Origin of the sequence: Fibrobacter sp. UWH4 (genome assembly GCF_900142475.1) — a bacterium.
Taxonomy (GTDB): domain Bacteria; phylum Fibrobacterota; class Fibrobacteria; order Fibrobacterales; family Fibrobacteraceae; genus Fibrobacter.
The window spans coordinates 1-18,171 of sequence record NZ_FRAY01000011.1 but is presented as its reverse complement, the minus strand read 5'-3'; the positions used below and the strand labels follow the sequence as shown (position 1 = coordinate 18,171).

Annotated in this window: 15 protein-coding genes; 10 read left to right on the top strand and 5 right to left on the bottom strand. The window is 45.1% G+C overall.

All coding sequences use genetic code 11. The features are described 5' to 3' along the window. The first annotated feature begins 7 nt into the window (after window positions 1-7). A complete protein-coding gene (locus BUA93_RS14280; RefSeq protein WP_072980548.1) occupies window positions 8-664 on the top strand; it encodes an AbiTii domain-containing protein in 657 nt (218 codons plus the stop codon). Continuing rightward, window positions 665-1,561, top strand: a complete 897-nt coding sequence (locus BUA93_RS14275) for an AbiTii domain-containing protein (RefSeq protein ID WP_072980547.1) — start codon at window positions 665-667, stop codon at window positions 1,559-1,561. Between the two features lie 23 nt (window positions 1,562-1,584). Here BUA93_RS14275 and BUA93_RS14270 read toward each other — a convergent pair whose 3' ends face one another. Continuing rightward, a complete protein-coding gene (locus BUA93_RS14270; protein WP_072980546.1) occupies window positions 1,585-3,519 on the bottom strand; it encodes a hypothetical protein in 1,935 nt (644 codons plus the stop codon). 30 nt (window positions 3,520-3,549) lie between these two features. Further along, a complete protein-coding gene (locus tag BUA93_RS14265; protein ID WP_072980545.1) occupies window positions 3,550-5,373 on the bottom strand; it encodes a YobI family P-loop NTPase in 1,824 nt (607 codons plus the stop codon). Window positions 5,374-5,631: 258 nt separating this feature from the next. On the opposite strand from BUA93_RS14265, the gene BUA93_RS14260 reads away from it, so the two are divergent. Continuing rightward, on the top strand, window positions 5,632-8,883 hold the full coding sequence (locus tag BUA93_RS14260; RefSeq protein WP_072980544.1) for a type I restriction endonuclease subunit R: 3,252 nt from the start codon (window positions 5,632-5,634) through the stop codon (window positions 8,881-8,883). Between the two features lie 249 nt (window positions 8,884-9,132). Here the strand turns inward: BUA93_RS14260 and BUA93_RS14255 are convergent, their stop codons facing one another. After that, window positions 9,133-9,759, bottom strand: coding sequence for a GNAT family N-acetyltransferase (locus BUA93_RS14255; RefSeq protein WP_072980542.1), 627 nt, complete (start codon window positions 9,757-9,759; stop codon window positions 9,133-9,135). 261 nt (window positions 9,760-10,020) lie between these two features. Between BUA93_RS14255 and BUA93_RS14250 the strand changes: the two genes are divergently transcribed. Then, complete coding sequence (locus BUA93_RS14250; protein ID WP_072980539.1) at window positions 10,021-10,425, top strand: cupin domain-containing protein; 405 nt, start codon at window positions 10,021-10,023, stop codon at window positions 10,423-10,425. A gap of 94 nt (window positions 10,426-10,519) precedes the next feature. Here the strand turns inward: BUA93_RS14250 and BUA93_RS14245 are convergent, their stop codons facing one another. Next, window positions 10,520-11,155, bottom strand: coding sequence for a helix-turn-helix domain-containing protein (locus BUA93_RS14245; RefSeq protein WP_072980537.1), 636 nt, complete (start codon window positions 11,153-11,155; stop codon window positions 10,520-10,522). Window positions 11,156-11,227: 72 nt separating this feature from the next. On the opposite strand from BUA93_RS14245, the gene BUA93_RS14240 reads away from it, so the two are divergent. From BUA93_RS14240 to BUA93_RS14220, 5 genes are all read left to right on the top strand, one after another. Then, on the top strand, window positions 11,228-12,628 hold the full coding sequence (locus BUA93_RS14240) for a Na+/H+ antiporter NhaC family protein (protein ID WP_072980535.1): 1,401 nt from the start codon (window positions 11,228-11,230) through the stop codon (window positions 12,626-12,628). A gap of 51 nt (window positions 12,629-12,679) precedes the next feature. Then, window positions 12,680-13,831 carry an SGNH/GDSL hydrolase family protein gene (locus BUA93_RS14235; RefSeq protein ID WP_072980533.1) on the top strand — a complete coding sequence of 384 codons (1,152 nt, stop codon included), beginning with the start codon at window positions 12,680-12,682 and terminating at the stop codon, window positions 13,829-13,831. Between the two features lie 259 nt (window positions 13,832-14,090). Beyond that, window positions 14,091-14,414 carry a DUF3392 family protein gene (locus tag BUA93_RS14230; RefSeq protein WP_072980531.1) on the top strand — a complete coding sequence of 108 codons (324 nt, stop codon included), beginning with the start codon at window positions 14,091-14,093 and terminating at the stop codon, window positions 14,412-14,414. A 66-nt stretch (window positions 14,415-14,480) separates the two neighbouring features. Next, window positions 14,481-15,371 (top strand): histidine phosphatase family protein, encoded by an 891-nt coding sequence (locus BUA93_RS14225; protein WP_072980529.1) that lies wholly within the window; start codon window positions 14,481-14,483, stop codon window positions 15,369-15,371. Between the two features lie 72 nt (window positions 15,372-15,443). Continuing rightward, on the top strand, window positions 15,444-16,514 hold the full coding sequence (locus BUA93_RS14220) for a hypothetical protein (RefSeq protein WP_139258111.1): 1,071 nt from the start codon (window positions 15,444-15,446) through the stop codon (window positions 16,512-16,514). Between the two features lie 95 nt (window positions 16,515-16,609). On the opposite strand, the gene BUA93_RS14215 is transcribed toward BUA93_RS14220, so the two are convergent. Continuing rightward, window positions 16,610-17,629 carry a hypothetical protein gene (locus BUA93_RS14215; protein ID WP_072980525.1) on the bottom strand — a complete coding sequence of 340 codons (1,020 nt, stop codon included), beginning with the start codon at window positions 17,627-17,629 and terminating at the stop codon, window positions 16,610-16,612. 248 nt (window positions 17,630-17,877) lie between these two features. On the opposite strand from BUA93_RS14215, the gene BUA93_RS14210 reads away from it, so the two are divergent. After that, window positions 17,878-18,171, top strand: a 294-nt coding sequence (locus BUA93_RS14210; RefSeq protein WP_217651020.1) for a lipid II flippase MurJ, incomplete at its 3' end; no start/stop codon positions are given.

The window sequence follows — 18,171 nt, the reverse complement described above, 5'->3', positions numbered from 1 at the left end:
AATTATCATGTCAAAAATGGTTCTAGATTTACAGCAAGCATGTCTTGAAGAAAAAGTGTCCTGCTATAATTTATTACTCAGGGCGTATGCAATTGCTGAAAAATTAAACATCAAAGACATGGCTGATTTTTGCACCAATGAAATCAACGGCTACTATGACATAGAAGATAAACTCATCCCATTATATCGTAAAATTCATGTAAATGCAGAAGCATACAAAGAGACCGCAAAACGTTGGGAACCCATATCTTTTCCTGCTGGCAGTCCATGGTCCATGAGCATCATAGTAGAATCCGTTGCCGAAATTGAAAAAATTGATCAATCCAAACGTGAAATGCTCGAAGTCCGATTGAATTACGATGAACAACTAGCCATCTATCAAGAAATTGACATGCCCAAACCGTTACATGTTCGTAAAATTTTTATGGCTGCAAAAGTCACTTCGATACTCCAAATTGTCCGTAAACTCATTTTAGATTGGGCTTTGAAACTAGAAAAACAAGGCATATTTGGAGAAGATCTTGTTTTCTCTGACGAAGAGCAAAATAAAGTCAAAGATGTTCCGTCCATTCAAATCATCATTAACGGCAATGTAACTAGTTCGAATGTTGCCGGCGTGCTAAACGATTCTATTTCAAGCATCCAAACGCAAAGGAAAGAATAAATGTCAAAGCTGGTTATAGAATTACAAATGGATTGCGTCAATCCAACTATTTCTTATGCAGCTCTTTTCCAAAAAGCATATTTTACCGCCCATAAATTAGGGCAAAAAGAAATGGCGGATTTCTTAAGAAAAGAAATTGACGGCTACGGAGATCAAATAGTTCCGAAATATCGATATATTAACGCAATATTTAAAGCAAAGAGTAGTATAGGTCCCTGGAAACCAATAATCATTCCAAGCAATTCGCCTTTAGCAAATTGCCTGCATATTCCCGTAAAACAAGGAACTTCTGAAATAGAATTATTTTTGAATTCACCAAAAGAAACAATTATTTCGCCAATATCTGCAGAACTACATAACCTTTTCGGCGAATTAAATCCATTATTGGCCTCTAGAGACATCTGTGCCCATTTTTCAAAATACCAGTATAAAACAATCCTTGAAATAGTCAAAAGAAAGATTTCTGAATGGGCTATTGATTTGGAACCGAAAGACGTTTCAAAAGAAGAATTTGATATTCGGTCTAAAGAAAAAGACATTGCCAAAAATACGACCATTATAAACAACTATGGGAACATAAATGGATCAAATGTTGTTGGATCTGCAATCAACTCCACTCTAAACGCAAACGGAGTAAAAGAATTTGATTACGAAGGGGCCAAAAAACTTCTTAAATCTATAAAAGAGCTGATAAAAGTACCATCTGTCGATGAAAACGACAGAAATCTTTTAAACACCCAAATTGAAAAAATTGGCCAAAAAATCAATCAAAAAGATTCTAAATCTATCGGAACGCTACTCAACAGTTTGGGCGTTTGGGCGCAAAGCATAACTTGCAGCGTTATCGGCTCAGACATTTACAGCAAAATTGATGCGTTCCTGAAAACAGTTCAATGAGCCAAGCAAGTATTCTTAAAAAGCTACAGCGAATTAATTCTATTTTTCAACACAATTTCAAAATCTTCAGTTATAAAATTCTTCATTGAATTCACAAGTGCAACAATTTTGTCTTTGCCAAAATTAGTCATCCATCTATTCAAACAATTTTCATCTAAAAGTTTATCAACTATTTTCGAAGTATCAAAAATGCCGATTTGATCGCACAATTCTTTTACCACTTCATTAAAATATTCTATTGATATTTTTCCCATTATATGACTTAAATGATAATCTTCTAGGATGTTATTTTCATTTTTTAGAAGAATTGATAAATTGAGCGGCCAGCATTTTTTTCCTAAATATTCATGCTCAATATTTCCAAAATTATTTATGAAATAATCAAATTCTTTCTTGATAATGGCGCAGAATGCATTATTTGTTTCTTTTTTCGGACAATGTCTACCAAAAATAAGCCTTACAAAGACGTGCATTTTTTCGTCCGGAATAGTTTCATTTTTTTCTATCACAGAAGTCGCTAAATCGACAATATCAACATTATTTGTTATTAAAAAATTCGATTCTTCTTCAAAAAGTTCGTTATCAACTTTCTTCTCCTTAAAAAGAAAGCTGTAAAAGCGTCCTAAATTCAATTTAGCAAAATCATCTATGAAATATAATTGTATACTTCCACGATCTTTGCTCACCTGTTTTTTCGCAAGTAGAATTATATCATCAACAATATTACTCGCGGAAACAAACAACACGTTATTAAAGTCGACTTTAATTTTATTATGACTGAGTAACAAGTGAATAATAGTCGAATCCAACGTCACAATATAATTCGTATTTTCTCTAAAAAATTTTGGTAAGTATACCAAATCAACATACTCATCTTCTATCTTATCAACAAACCTCTCAATTTCAACATCATCAATCGTTGTAGTAAAAAGAAAATCGACAATTCCTTCAGGCGCAAATTTACATTCCGAGTCACCAACAAGAAATTCATCGACAAAATCACAGGCTTTTTCAGAACCATTTATTTTATTTTTTAATCTAGGATTCTTTCTTATATAATCATAATAGAAATGAGGTTGGATATCAGTCTGCCGAGCAATAATATAGTCTAAATTTTCTTTGGACAAAAGAAACATGGCGTTATTAACTAATTTTTTCTGAATAGAATCTACATAGTCCGATACCTTTTTTACTTCAACATTTATTTCAAGCAGTTTTTTCTTAAAAGAAGCATTCGTTTCTGCATAATCAAGAACATAACCTAAAACAGGCTCCCTTTTTCCAAAAAAAACATCTAAAAATTTCGTATAATCATCATCAACAGGCCTATTTTTTATCATTTCGCACAATAATGCACCAGACTCATTACTGAAAAAAGACAAAAGAAAATTCATTTTAGAATCTTTTGAAATATCTGAATTAAGCTTTTTCGACAATTCGTTCAATAATCTATTTACAATTTCATCCCTATCATTTAATTTTTCTATTGAACCAATATATTGATCAACGAAATCGTTTTTTCCATATTCTTCATAATAGTTTTTTATCGCATTTATAAACCAATCTATTTGATTCGATAATTTATACTTATTCAAATAAGTAAACACATCATTATTCAGCACGGAAGGGCTAGACCACTGAAAATCCTTTATTTCCGCAACCACTGATTCTACATCTGTTATTTTTTTTGTGAATTCCGGCTCTAGTTCATTTTTTACCGTTTTAAGATAAAAACGAGCATTTGCATCCAAAAGGTCTTCCGATGTTTGTTGAATATAATAACGATATTCCTCATTAATAAATCCTTCTGAAAGCACCGTGAAAAGGAAGTCTTCATCAACACGCTCTCTTCGGCTATATCCTAATTCATCTTCAATTATCCTTTTTTGCTTTTTTATAAAATTTTTTAAGCTAGCATTTTCTACATCTTTTAACAGTTGCTTCAATGACTTAATCATTTTTTCGCCTTTTTTTCGTTAAAAATTTTCTTATATGTTATGAATCTGAGAGAAATACATTACACCTTTATTCGCAGTTTCTTTTTCAAATTCAAAAGGAGCGTCATTTAAACAATAGTATAGCACACCTTCTTCACTTATCAAATTTTGATAATTTTTAGGATTGAAATTTTTATAAAGCACCAAAGTGAATATTTTCTCATCGTCCAACTCACCATGATTTTTTATAGCAACTTCTTTAAATACTTTAAACTCATTAAAGCAGTTCTTCACCAAGCGAAGATCACTTAAATATTTAGCCATTTTCTTTAAATATCCATCACTAAGAAACGGTTTTTCTTTATCTGCGTCATTTATAGGCATTTTTGTCTTTCTTAAAAAATGAGTTTTTATATATTTTATAGTTTCAGTCCTGCCATTTAACACTGGTATCACAGGTATAATCATATCGAAAAATTTTGTTCTTTCTTCAGACGCTAAAATATCATCTTTAACGAGATACACAAACTTAACTCTATCTTTTATTCCAGGATAATTATTTATTAAAAAGTTTATTTCCCGAAGTTTAGTAAAGTATTTCAAAGTATCAAATCGGTCAAGGTCTTCAATAACAACACAATTACATTTTGTCGCTTCAAAAAAATAGACGATTTCGTTTATATATTTGTCAAATAAAGAACCCTCGTCACACGTAGTTAATTCTAAATCCTTCAAATTTATTTTAGAAATTCTCAGTTTGTTTATTTTTTGAATAGCATAGAAAATTAAAATGTATACAAATGACAATATCAGAGGAATATAAATTGTTCCTATTTCAAAAGGACTTTTCAACCAAGCTTTTACAACACTCAAAATAGTCTCATTGGCAAACGGAACAATTAATGCAAACAGAATGAAAACAAACGTTGTCAATAGAATTGTCTTTAAATCTGTTAAATTATAAATCCTCGGAACATTTGAATACTTTAAATCTGTATATTTCTTCGAAAAAATAAACTGTTGAATGATAGCACATTCCACTTCTGACTCGCTATACGTTTGCGAAGATTCATTCTCATTGGGATTATTAAACTTTGCCAAAGAAATTTCAACGATTTTTTTCTTCTCTTTAACTTTCATCTTTTCGCAAAAAGTCTGCCACACAGAACTTTTTCCAGCACCATATGGGCCACTAATTGCAATATTATTCACTTTTCCTTCTTCTTCGATAATCGCATATTCCAATTGTTTATAAATTTCATCATAAACATTATCAGCTTTTTCAGTTGGTGAAAGTATATTGTAAGTTCCGATATCTTTCGATTTCTTTTTTAAAGTCATGGAACGCTGAATTATCATTACTATTAATAAAATTAATGGGACGCAAGAAAAGATACCTAGAGCATATAAATACTTTTCTTCAACTAAATAAGCATTCAGTGATTGACTAGTATCTTTGATACTATAAAAAAACTTTTTTTCATTTGCGTTCCCAATATAAACATTATTTACCTGACAATTCGCGCCAAAACAACCTTCCCGCGAATCGATTATTTCTTCCTTTTGATAATTAAGGCGACCACGTAATTCATAATCTCTACTAAAATCCAACGGTACCGAGGGACTTACCGTAACATTAGTAGACGACGCATTAGACACAGAATCCTTTGCATCATTCAACGAGCACACTTCTTCCGCACGCTGTATAACCAGCGTATCTTTTAAGCAGCATTGTTTTTCTTGACTTTCACTGCTACTTATTGGCGTTGTAGTACAAGTCTGCTGAACACGTTGAGGAGAATTAATGTTGGTAGAAGTACATCCAGAAAGAAACAGGCCCAAAGCCAAAAAGAATAAAAAAACGTTTCGTTTCATATTTGACGAAAAAAGATTTACATGTTCATTTTGAACAATTTAAAAAACGCGAACAAAATATATCTAATTATTCCATTTTGTGCACTTTGTATCAAAAATGTATCTTAATTCAAACATTTGCATATGTTGTCTTTTGCGCGTTACTAAACTATCCCTAACAACGTCTTTTTCGCTCAAAACATCAAAACCAGCCCCATTTTAGGATAAAAAAGCAAAAAAAATCATTAAGAACCAATCGCAAAGAGTTAATTTTATGGCATGAAGTCCTTTATTTCGGAAGATGACATTGAACAGGCTATTCTGAAAATGCTGGAGGCAGAGCCCTTCGGCTATCAGATTGTCCGTTGTGACCCATCTCCGGAAAAAATGGATGACCTGAATGACGGAACTGGTAGGGCAAACAAAAAGCAAGGCGTTTTGCCAGCAATCTTGCGAGAATCACTCACAAGGCTCAATCCGAATGTCCCAAAAGACAAGTTGGACGAACTAGTCCATGAACTTGCACGAGACTATTCAGGAACAGATATAACCGCAACCAATTACACGCTCTACAAAAAGCTGCGTGATGGCGTTCGCGTGAAATTTATCAGGGACGGCAAGTCGGATTTTGAGGATGTTGCTTTTATTGATTTTGTACACCCCGAAAACAATACATTTACGGCTGTTTCGCAAATGTGGATTCAAGGACGGTTCAATTACCGCCGTCCCGATGTTTTGATATTTGTAAATGGGTTGCCACTTGTCTTTATCGAACTGAAAAATAGCACCGTCAAGATTGAAGAAGCCTACAACAAGAATTTAACGAGCTACAAGAAGGATATTCCGAACCTTTTCGCGCTCAACCAGATTTGCGTGCTTTCGAACGGTTTCGAGACAAAGCTTGGGGCGTTCAACGCCAGTTACGATTATTTCTTTGAATGGCTCAAGTCTAGCGAAGACGATAAAATCGACCGCAAATACATTCGCGGCGAAGGTGTCAGCGCTGAATACATGGTTAAGGGATTGCTAAACAAGGCGACCATCATCGACTATATCGAAAACTTCATCTTGTTTGAAAACCAGTCCATCAAGATTATCGCCAAGAACCACCAGTTCATGGGTGTGAACAACTTGTGCGAGGCAGTAAAGAACCGCAAGGAACTGGACGGCAAGCTCGGCGTTTTCTGGCACACACAAGGGAGCGGCAAGAGTTATTCGATGGCGATGTTCGCCCGCAAGGTCAATCGCAAGTTCCATGGGAATTTCACATTCCTTGTCATCACCGACCGCGATGACCTTGACACGCAGATTCACAAGAATTTCATTCGCACCGAAATCATTGGGCCGAAGGATGAATGCCAGCCCAAGAACGGCGCACAGCTTAGGGAATACCTGCAAGGCAATAAACCTTTCATATTCACGCTGATACACAAGTTTGGTTACGAGAAAGGCAAAAAATATCCCGTACTTTCTACCCGTGATGACATCTTTGTCCTGGTAGATGAAGCGCACCGCACGCAATACAAGACCTTAGCCGAAAATATGCGAACCGCTTTGCCGAATGCAAACTTTATCGCATTTACGGGTACGCCGTTGCTCGGGAGCAAGCATCTTACGAATCAGTGGTTCGGCAACTATGTTTCGGAATATAACTTCGCACAATCCGTAGAAGACGGTTCTACCGTCCCGCTATTTTACAGCAGGCGCGTTCCCGAAGTCGGGCTCCAGAACAACTTCCTTGACGATGATGTTGTCTCAATTATCGAAGACGAGAATCTCAACGAAGCCGAAGCGAATCTTTTGGAAAATTCCAGTTCGCGCATTCTGGAAGTCATCAAGCGCGAAGACCGCCTAGACAAGATTGCAAGGGACATCGCCCACCATTTCCCGCGTCGTGGATTCCTTGGCAAGGGCATGGTCGTATCCGTCGACAAGTTTACTGCCGTAAAGATGTACGACAAGGTTCAGCACTATTGGAAAGAAGAAAAGAAGGCGCTGACCATCGAACGGAATAATGTATCGACACAGGAAGAACGCGAACGCTTAACCGCAATCTTGAATTACATGGACAAGGTCGAGATGGCGGTTATCGTTTCAGAAGAAGCGGACGAAGTTCAAAAGTTCAAGGCACAGGGTTTGGATATTTCGGCACATCGCAACAAGATGAACGCGATCACCCCCGAAGGCAAAGATATTGAAGACCGATTCAAAGATCCTAATGACAATTTGCAGTTGGTCTTTGTCTGCGCCATGTGGCTTACCGGTTTTGATGTAAAGAGCCTTAGCACGCTTTACCTCGACAAACCCATGAAAAACCACACGTTGATGCAGGCAATCGCAAGAGCGAACCGTGTATTCCCTGGGAAACCGTGCGGCATCATCGTGGACTATGTGAACGTATTCAAGTTCATGAAGCAGGCTTTGGCCGCATACGCTATTGGCGATGACGGTAGTGAATTCCCCGCTAAAAATATCGACGAACTGATTGGCAACATTAATGCCTGTATAGAAGAAGCTCACAAATTCCTTCTCGAACACGAAATTGATCTCTACAAGATTTTGGACGGAGCATCCACTTTCGATAAATTGGAAGACATTCGCAATGCATATAACAAAATCGTAGAAATTGACGAAAATGCCGAAAAGTTCAAAGTCATTTTAAACACCTTGCTGAATCTTTACGACGCTTCAAAGCCAGAAATTTTTGAACGCGATTGGAGTAATCCAATATTCAGCGCACTCATTTACTTGCACGGACAATTCTTCCGCCTGATTGATGACGAGAAAATTGAAAAAGCCCGCAAGAGAATGGGAGACTTGCTGGATAGCAGCGTCTCTTCGGAAAGCGTGAAAGCTGATGGCGCTAGCGAACTCCGTGATATTTCAGGAACGCAAACGTATATGCGCGGGTCCAAACTGATTGACCTTTCAAAAATTGATGCAAACGGCCTGCGCAAGGAAATCAAACAAGCAAAATACAAGGCTGTTGAAATCAACGACATGAAAGAATTCATCGAAAGAGCCTTGCAGCAAATGATTAACAAAAACGTTACGAGAATCAAGTTCTCCGAAAGATTCCGCAACATCATCAACCGTTACAACGCTGGCGGAACGGAAAACGAAGATTATTACGAACAGTTGATCAAGCTTGTTGAAGAATTGAAGAAAGAAGATTCTCGCGCGGCTACGATGGGCCTATCAGACGAAGAATTGGAAATCTTTGACTTGCTCGTGATGGGCAAGAAACTGACAAAAGCGCAGGAACAAGAAGTATTGCTGACCGCCAAAGCGCTTTTCAAAAAAATGCAAGAAAATCGCCAGAAAATTCTTGTGGTTGATTGGTATAAGGACGAACAGACTCGCGCCAAAGTCAAGAGCACTATTGAAGAAGTTCTGGACGCCCCGAAACCGCCCCATTTGCCGGACTGCTATGACATTGATTTATTCAACGTAAAGAGCAACCTACTCCTAAACCACTTCATTGATATGGCCGTGCAAGGCTACGGCTGGGCAAGAGGCGGAGTCGGGTAATAGCGAGAGCAAGGCTTTTCCCTTAATTTTTACTCCACTAAACAAATTTTCGATATTTTTTATATCAACTTTGTGTTTGGTCACAACTTTTTGAGCATGAACCCGTTGACACCAAAGATATCCCCAACTGTCGCAAATTTTGCGACAGTTCAAAATGGGAATAGTGTCAAAGAAAAGCGCCAGAAGAATATTTCTCCTGACGCCTTTTCACTTTCGCTCGGTCACTTCGGCAAGCTCAGTGACCTTTCGTTACCCTAGCTGCCCGGGCAATACTAGCTTTTCCTTATGCGGAAACTCCTTATCGTACTTCTTGAACGCCTCGGGATTGCGCATGGCGACAAAGTACGGTTCGGGATCGCGGTAGCTGCCGGTGATTCCGTCGAGGAACCCCTCCTGCAGTTCCTTGCAGAGGAAGTAAGGCGCGTCGCTTTCGGGGTCGTCGGCATAGCGAATTCCCCTGGTGCTCGCGACCACAAAGCCGCTCTTGCCGTAGAACGCGATGTTCCCGCAAATCAGGAGGCAGCCCGCGCCCATCTCGGCGGCAATTCGCATGGAATGGTCGAGCAATGTTTTCCCGTATCCCTTGCGCTTATAGTCGGGGCGGATGCTGATGGGCCCGAAGGTCATCATGCGGATTTTGCGCCCGTCGTCGGCGTCGATGTGCGACCACGCGTACATCACGTGCCCGATGATTTCGCCGTCCACTTCCAGCACGAGCGAGAGTTCCGGCACAAAGTCGGGCTCGCTCCTGTAGCAGTGCAGCACGTAATGCTCGGTGCATCCGGGACGGTACACGTTCCAGAAGGCTTCGCGGGTAAGGTTTTCGACGGTCTTAAAGTCGCGCGGTTGTTCCGTGCGGATGGTGTAATTTTTCATTGTTTATCTCCAGGTTGAATTTTTATGACGGGCATAAAAATCGCCTTGGAAGACGGCCCAAGGAATGTCTCCCAAGGCCCTAGACAATGAATCAAGATTTGCTAAACAGCATCCAGTCTCCGTTAAAAGTACAAGGCAAATATAAATAATTTTCCGCAATTTTATCCAATTTTTCCATGCACCCCTTCGTATAGATTTCGGGCATAATCGCGACGCAGTTAGCAACAGTCGCGGACGAAACACTATCATAGGAGTTAAATCATGGGAAAAGCTAATCTCGGTAACGATATTTTTGAAAAATTCAACGAGGGCGAGCTCAGGCTCCCGAGCAAAACGGTCGCTTTCAAAGGTATCGCGTGGTCCAAGCATCCGACTTTCGAGGGGGTAGAACTCAAGCATATCATTACCGCAAAAGAGACCGGCGGCACGTTCAGCTATCACTTGGTGAGAATTGCGCCGAACAAGAGCATCAAAACGCACATTCACGAAACCCAGCTCGAAATGCACGAGGTCATTGCGGGGAGCGGAGTTTGCATCAATGATGGCGCCAAGCTCGAATGCGTTCCGGGCGTCATCTCGATTATGCCGGCGAAGGTCCCGCACCAGGTAGACGCTGGCGACCAGGGGCTTTATCTGTTCGCAAAGTTCATGCCAGCGCTTTGTTAAGGAGATCCCCGCTTACGCGGGGATGACAGAAAAGGTAATGCTAAGAGATTGCGTCGCCCTTACGGTCTCGCAATGACGTATTAGTCATCCGCTTTTATGTGTCTGTCTTCACGGCACGTTTATATTCTTTCGGAGAAAGGCCGACGACTTTTTTAAAGCAGCGGTCCATGTGGCTTTGGTCGTAAAATCCAGCGTCAAAGGTCACCTCGGCTGCGGGCCTTTCTTCGAGCAGCTTTTGCGCCTTGCGGACTTTGCATTGCATCTGGAACTGATGCGGCGTGAGTCCGAAGGCCTTTTTGAATTCGCGTATCATGTGGAACGGGCTGATGCATGCATCATGCGCCATTTGCTCTATCAGATAAATGTTTTCGGGATTTTCAAGGATGTTTTTTTGCAATTCATCTAACCGCGCGACTATACTTTCATAATCCCGCGCGCAGTCCTCAGCTACAATCTCGTCGACCTCTAAAGCGGTACACAGCACCACCATTGAATAACATTCATCGCCGACAGTCTTGATTTCGTGCAACGTATTCGGTGGAATTTGGAACCGTTCTCCGGCGCCGTAAATTTTCGCTTCGCCGTTCAGTACCATGCAAACGCGGCCCTCTTCAATATAGCCGACGGTCATGTGGGCGGTATGCGTGTGCGGCGGGTACGACTTGCGCCAATCCTTGTAACGCACGCATTCAATCCGGTCATTCTTTTTACTGTACGAAATCTCGCTCATTTTCTACCTAGCAAGGCAACCGCAAATTAGCTATTTTTCAAGCTCTCCATTTTTATCTAAATTTACCTCTCTATGTTTCTTGAGCTTTGTACACTTCTTTTGTTCGTAGCAGTCTTGGTGGCGGCGCTTGCCTTCAAGGTGAAGCTGGTGTTTGCCATGCTGGCGGGGCTTGCGTTTTTTGTAGGTTATGCGCTGGTGCGGGGGCATGGGGTGCGGCGCGTGCTCGCCATGTGCGGGCGCGGCATTGTCACGGCGAAGGGGATTCTTATTTTGTTTGTGCTGCTCGGTTTGTTGACGGCCTTGTGGCGGGCGGGTGGCGTCATCCCGCTGATGGTGGTGCATTCGGTGCAGTTTATTCACGGGAGCGGTTTCTTGCTTGCGGTATTCCTGCTGAACTGTGCGATGTCGCTCTTGACGGGGACTGCGCTTGGTACGGCGGCAACGGTGGGGGTAGTTTGCGCGACAGCGGGGCATGCGCTCGGCGTGTCGCCTTGTTGGGTGGGCGGCGCCATTTTGGCGGGGGCGTATTTCGGGAACAGGATTTCGCCGATATCTTCGATGGCGCTTTTGACGGCGAACATCACGAATACGGATATTTATGCGAATGTGCGGCGGATGCTGAAAACCACTTGGCTTCCGTTGCTCTTGAGTTGCGCGATTTATCTGGTTGTTGGTCTCTGCGGTTTCGCGAATGATTTAAGTGGGGTGGCTGGCGACTCGATTTACGCAAGCGATGTTGCGGGCAATTTTTCGGCGGAACCGGTGCGAGCGCTTTTCGCAAAGGAATTCAGTCTTTCGCCGTGGTGCATTCTTCCTGCGGTTTTGATGGTTATTTTATCCGTACTCCGGGTGCGGTCTTCGCGGGTGTTGCTCCTGAGTGCTCTCGCGGCTTTACCGCTTGCTTTTGTTATCGAAAATCATTCCCTTGCCGATGTATTGCGAGCAGTTGTTTTTGGATTCCACGCCCACACTCCGGAACTTGCGCCGATGATTAATGGCGGTGGATTTCTTTCGATGTTGAACGTGTTCTGGATCGTGGTTATTGCGGGGTGCTATGCGGGGATTTTCAAGGAGACCGGGATGCTTACGCCCCTAAAATCTGCGGTCGAAAAAATCGCGGCCAGGACAAACTCTTTTTGTGCGACGCTTGTGGCTTCTTGCGTTACGGCCTGCGTTGTTTGCAACCAGACGCTCACCATCATTCTGACTCACCAACTCACGGAAAATCTTGACACGGATTCTGCACCGGGCACAACAAAATTATGCGATGCGGATAAATCCAGCGATAAGCCAAACGCAATCGTCAAGAACGAATCCCACGCGCTTGATCTTTATGATACGGCGGTGACGGTGATCGCGCTTGTGCCGTGGTCGGTTGCGACGGCGATGGTGCTTGCCGCGGCCAATGCCCCTGCAAGTTCCGTGCTGTGTGCATGCTTCTTGTATCTGCTGCCGATTTGCCGATTGGTATAGCGGATTTACATTTTTCTATTTTTGTCTGTTGCAATCATTCGCGGAGTCAATATGCCAGAGAAATTTTCGAAATGGGTTGCCTGCTGGGGAAACGCCACCTCTATCACTGACCGCAAGGAAGCTACCTACGCCAAGGACTTGACGCTGCGCAACCCGATTCGTGCGTGCTTTTCGGGGAACAAGTTGCGGTTCCATTTTTCGAATCTCACCGGCACGGAACCCGTGACGATTTCCGAAGCATATGTCGCACATTCCCAGGCAACCTCCGCATACTCCCCGGTCGCCATCACGTTCGGCGGCAGCACTTCCGGCACGATCCCCGCGGGCGAAGAAATCCTGAGCGACGAAATACCATTCGACGTGACCGCAGGCGAGACTTTCGATGTAAACCTCTACTTCGCCGACTTTACGCAGATGAACGCAGGCACGGCTATCACGGGCCCGCTTTCGGGCGGCAAGTACAGCTACGGCAACTTCGCAAAGTCCGCGACACTCCCTGACGACTTAACGCGCAAAACCAACTGGATTTATTTCCTGAACACCATCGACATCTTCACCGAAGAAAAGAACTTTGCGCTGGTGTGTTTCGGCGATTCCATTACGGCGCAGGACTGGCCCGATTACCTGACGCTCCGTTGTGCACGCGAAGGTTTCAATAACGTGGCCATCATCCGTCGCGCGGTAAGCGGCACGCGCATCCTCCGCGAATACAGCTGCATCACCTACGCGGCCTACGGCCTCAAGGGTGCCACGCGATTTCCGATTGAAATGAATGTCGCAGGCGCCCGCACGGTAATCGTGCAACACGGCATCAACGACATCATCCACCCTGTCGGCGTAGAAGTCAACAAGTTCCGTCCCTGGAGCGACATGCCCACTGCAGACGACCTCATCAATGGCGTACGCTCGCTTTACATTACGCATGCGCGCAAACTCGGCCTCAAGATTTACAGCGGCACGCTACTGCCCATTTACGGCTGGCGCACCTACAACGAAAACCGCGACATCATCCGCATGGCGTTCAACGAATGGCTCCGCACCGCACCCGATTTTGACGGCTGCGTCGACTTCGATAAGGCGGTACGCGGTCACGACAATCCGAAGGCGTTCAGCAGCGGATTCGATTCCGGCGACCATCTGCACCCGAGCGCAAAAGCCTACGAGGCCATGGCCGAATGCGTTCCCGAAGAACTGCTGAAGTAAGAGTCTTGCGGCAGTTGCTTCTGGATTTTTTTTGCATTTCGGTTCGAAAATCGTGTGGCGGTGTAATCTTCGTCACATGTTTACATCTGTAAAAATTATTCGTTTCTTACAAGATTGATTTTGCCCTTTTAAAATTGTAATTTAGGGGCATGAATTCCAACGATATCAACATTGTCAAGCAGATTGTGGTCTTAGTCGCTGTTGCGGTAATTCTTGGGTTTGTTTACGGCTAATCCTTGCAGTTTTATATATTTACTGCATGCAGCCCTACATTCACCATTTCGCGAATTTTTTGCGCCTTCACATGGACTCCATTTCGGTGGGTCTTGTCGCTACCTTGCTTATCATTTACGGTGGCCACATCAACAATTATTTTAAGAAGATAACGCGGAGTATCCCGTTCGTCGGGCGTTTTGCGTTGTTTGTGGTGCTGTGTAGCGCGGGGTATGCGTTCATGTCATCGCAGGCGGTGCGTTTCTTGAAGATGTTTTTGCGCGGGCAGGCCGACCTTCCGCTGATCGGGATTATTGCCGGGGCGTTTGTCGTGCTCGCGTTTTGCGCCAAGAGCGGGAAAGATATCTAACTCTGTAAATAAAATCTTTCCTGATTTGTCTAGCAGGAAAGCCCCAAATAATATATAATTGTTACTATGAAGTTAAAGAATTTGCTTGTTCTCGCTGTGCCCGCTTTTTTCTGGGCAGCCTGTTCCTCCGATTCGGAAAGTACACCGGCCCAACCGCCTGTCCCGACGGAGATTTCTTCTGCCTCTACGGTCGACCCTTCTGTTCCGGCAGAACCTTCTGATCCTGTCGATCCGGCTGTTCCGTTTGTCCCCGAAGAACTGGTTTACGACAGCATCGGTTTTGTCGATATCGCGAACGCTTTCCACACGGTGGCCCCCGATGAAAAGGTGGTCTTTGTGCTGAGACATGCCGAACGTGAATCTGGTGTAGGTCGCGAGACTCCGCTGACGGAGAACGGTATTCTGCAGGCGCAGTCCGTGGGTCAGAAACTTATCAGTGCCGACGAGTTTGTATATGCCCACACGGCTTATGTGCGCACCAAGGAAACGGCTTGCAATATCGCCTTGGGACGTGGCCAGGTGCAGGTTTGCGACGACAGCTTTGTTTCCGACACCATTTCCGAGTTGACCGGTGGCTGGTTCATCAAGGACGAGGATCTCCGTGATTCCTATGTTAGCAGTACCGGAAAGGATACCAACACGAGTGGCATCGTTTCGCTCTGGGCCTACGACGGTCAGTTCGCCGACGCCTTCTACGACCTGGAAGAACGCAGCCTCGAAGTCATCAACACTTACCTGATCAAGGACTACGCCGAAATGCCGAAGGCGAAGGTGGTTATCAGCCACGATGAATTTGTCGTGCCCCTGATTGCCTGGGCGACCAACAAGACCGCCTCTATCCGCTACAAGTGGGGCCGCTGGTGGGTCAATTACCTGACGGGTCTTGCGATTATCGTGAACAGCAAGAACGAGGTCCGCTATATCGGTATCAAGGGCCTGGAAACTGCCACCGAGTAGTTTTTGACAAAAATGAAATTGGAAGGTCTGCCGGCTTGAATGCGAGGCGGCCCTTTTTTATATTGTGAGAGTATGCCTGCAACGAATGAAATTTTTAACGAGGCGGTCCGCAGGGCGATGAAGCTCAAGGGGCTTGTGCAGGAGGATATTTTTGCGCGTCTCGGGTATTCCCGCAGGACGCTCGTCGAAGGTTTTTCGTTCGTGAAGATGTGCGAGCTGGAATTTTTGCTGGGAACCCCGGCGGAGGTCCTTTGGAATGTTGACCCGGTAGACAGCGAGGCGCTGGCGCAGGCCCGTAAGGCTTTCGAGAGGCGTTTCTGCACGGCGGAGGCGGTCGACTGGGCGCAGCGATTCCCGATTCGCGAGTTGCAGCGGCTGGGCCACATCCGCATGACCGAAGGGCTCACTTTCAATAAGAAATTCAAGTCGGGACTGCTTCCCCGCGAAATCATGAAGTTCATGGGGGTCGCCTCGCTGGACGGCTGGAAAAAGACGTATTCCGTTGCTTTGGAAACGGTCAATCCGCAGGTCTATTCCGCATGGATTCGCCTGGGTGAAATTCAGGTGGCGCGCCCGTCGTCGGATTTTTTCATCAGTCGCGACGTGATTGCGAATAACTTAAAATTCTTGCGCAGGAACGCCTTGCCGCTCAAGGAAAACTTGCGCCAGATTGTTATTGATACTCTGCGGAAATGCGATATCGCGGTATTGCAGGTTCCTTCGTTCATTATGGCGCCTGCTCCGAAGGCGGCTTGTTTCTGGCGGGGCTTGCAGCCCGTGGTGCAGCTGCCGACGGGGCCAATGAGCGACGGTGAATTCATGGAGTCGGTTTACCATGTCATGGGGCATATCCTGCAGTCGCACAGCAAGCGTCCTTGCCTGCTTGCGCCGAAAACGGTGGCGGGGATGATTGCCACGGCGAAGAATGGTTGCAACGAGGCGAAGCGTGTCGCCGAAAGTCTCCTGATGACCGAGGCGGAAGAATGCGAACTGATTTGCTGCGGGCGTTTTGCCGAAAAAGCCTGCATCGAGTTCTTTTCGCGCAGGTTCCAGATTCGCCCGGGCATTATCGTGTCGCGCCTGCAGCAGCTCAAGAAGATTCGGCGCGACAGTCCGCTGAACGCGCTCAAGATGGCAGTGTAGAAACTGGCGGGTGTTCGCTGCAGGTAATAAAATAAGTGCGGAATTGAAAATAAGCGCGGGAGTGCCGCGCTTCGTTTCGTTTAAATGAGGTTCGGTTAGTAGTTGATGGCGATGTAGGCGCTGCCTGCACCGAAGCGGCGGTCGAAACTTTCGAAACCGTCCCACAGGGCGTCCCACGCGAAGCCGATTTCGAGCTGCGTCGCGGAATTGCGGAAGAAGATGATTCCCAGTTCGGCTCCTCCCGCAAGGCCGATGGCAAAACCTTCGTCCCCGTCGTAGTAGTGGCTGTCGGTTTGGATGCCGAGGCCGATTCCTGCGCCGATGAAGGGCGTGACGACTCCCGTGCTCGGGAAGAATCGCCCGCCCAGGAGGAAGGTTTCGTGCCATTCCCATTCGTCGCCGAAGGAGAGGTTCATGTTGTTCACGATAGTCATTGCGGCCTGCGGAATGACTTCGAAGATTCGGGCGTAGTGGAAGACGAATGCCTGTTCCCAGGTGCGGTCGGTGTCGTATTTTTCGTGGCAGGCGGAGTCTCCCTTGCAGCTCTTTTCGACGAAGTCGTAGTTGTGCCAAAGGGCTGCGCCGAGACCGTAGCTGACATAGTTGCGGGTGGGGCGCTTGTGCGCGAAATTGTCGTTCGGGTCGCCGTTGCGTTGCTCGTAGCGTTCGGCCGGGACGACAACGACGACATTCTGCTGCGGCTCCTGATAGTAGCCGTTGTTTGCATAGTTGCCGTTTTGCGGGGCGCCCTGTGCGTTGGCATTTGCAGCGGCGAGGTTTGCGAGGGCTCCCTTGACGGCCCAGTCGATGGCATAGTCCAGGTTGTCGATGGAGTTCGCCTTCTGCCTTCCGCTTCCGACAATCGTTCCGTTGTTAATTTGTTCACAGACAACGACGAAGGAACTGCCCATGGTCATGACGCTTGTACGCAGCTGGATTTCGGCTGAACTTTCGACAGGCGTGTTTCCCGTCTCGCTCACGGAGGCGCGCACGATGGACTGGACCATATTCGGTGCGTCCGGCGCAAATTCCGCTCCGGTCGGGGCGAGAACCTGGACGTTGGCGGCAAATGAAATTGCGGCGAGCGATAAAAAAGCGGCGAGAATCTTTTTCATATCTCAAATATACAAAAGAGAAAAGAACGCGCCCATTGGGTAAATGCCAACATCCTTCTGTCTGCATCATCCTGGATCCCGTCGTTCACTTCGTTCGCTCCAGGATGACATGAGCAAGGGTCTCGTCTCAGCCGATGTTCGTTCTGGGATGACGTATCTTATCTTCAACGGCCATCCCCTTCAACTAGTGAGTCTTTCACTTTTCTATGTTTTCTAGGGATGACGTTTCTACAACCGTCGACTAGTCTATGAATAAAGCCGCTATTATCGTTGCCGTTTCGATGCTCCTGAGCCGCGTGCTCGGAATTTTCCGTGAAATGCTCTTGGCGCATGCCGCGGGCGTGTCGCTCGAGAAGAACGCCCTGGACCTTGCCTTCATGATTCCGGATATCTTGAATCACGTGGTGAGCACCGGGTTCCTCTCGATTATCTTCATCCCGATTTTCACCGGATACAAGGTGGCGGGCGACGAGAAGGGCGGCTGGAAGTTCTTCAGTAACGTGCTGAACACCTTCGGGATAGCGCTCTTGATTTTGGTGGTG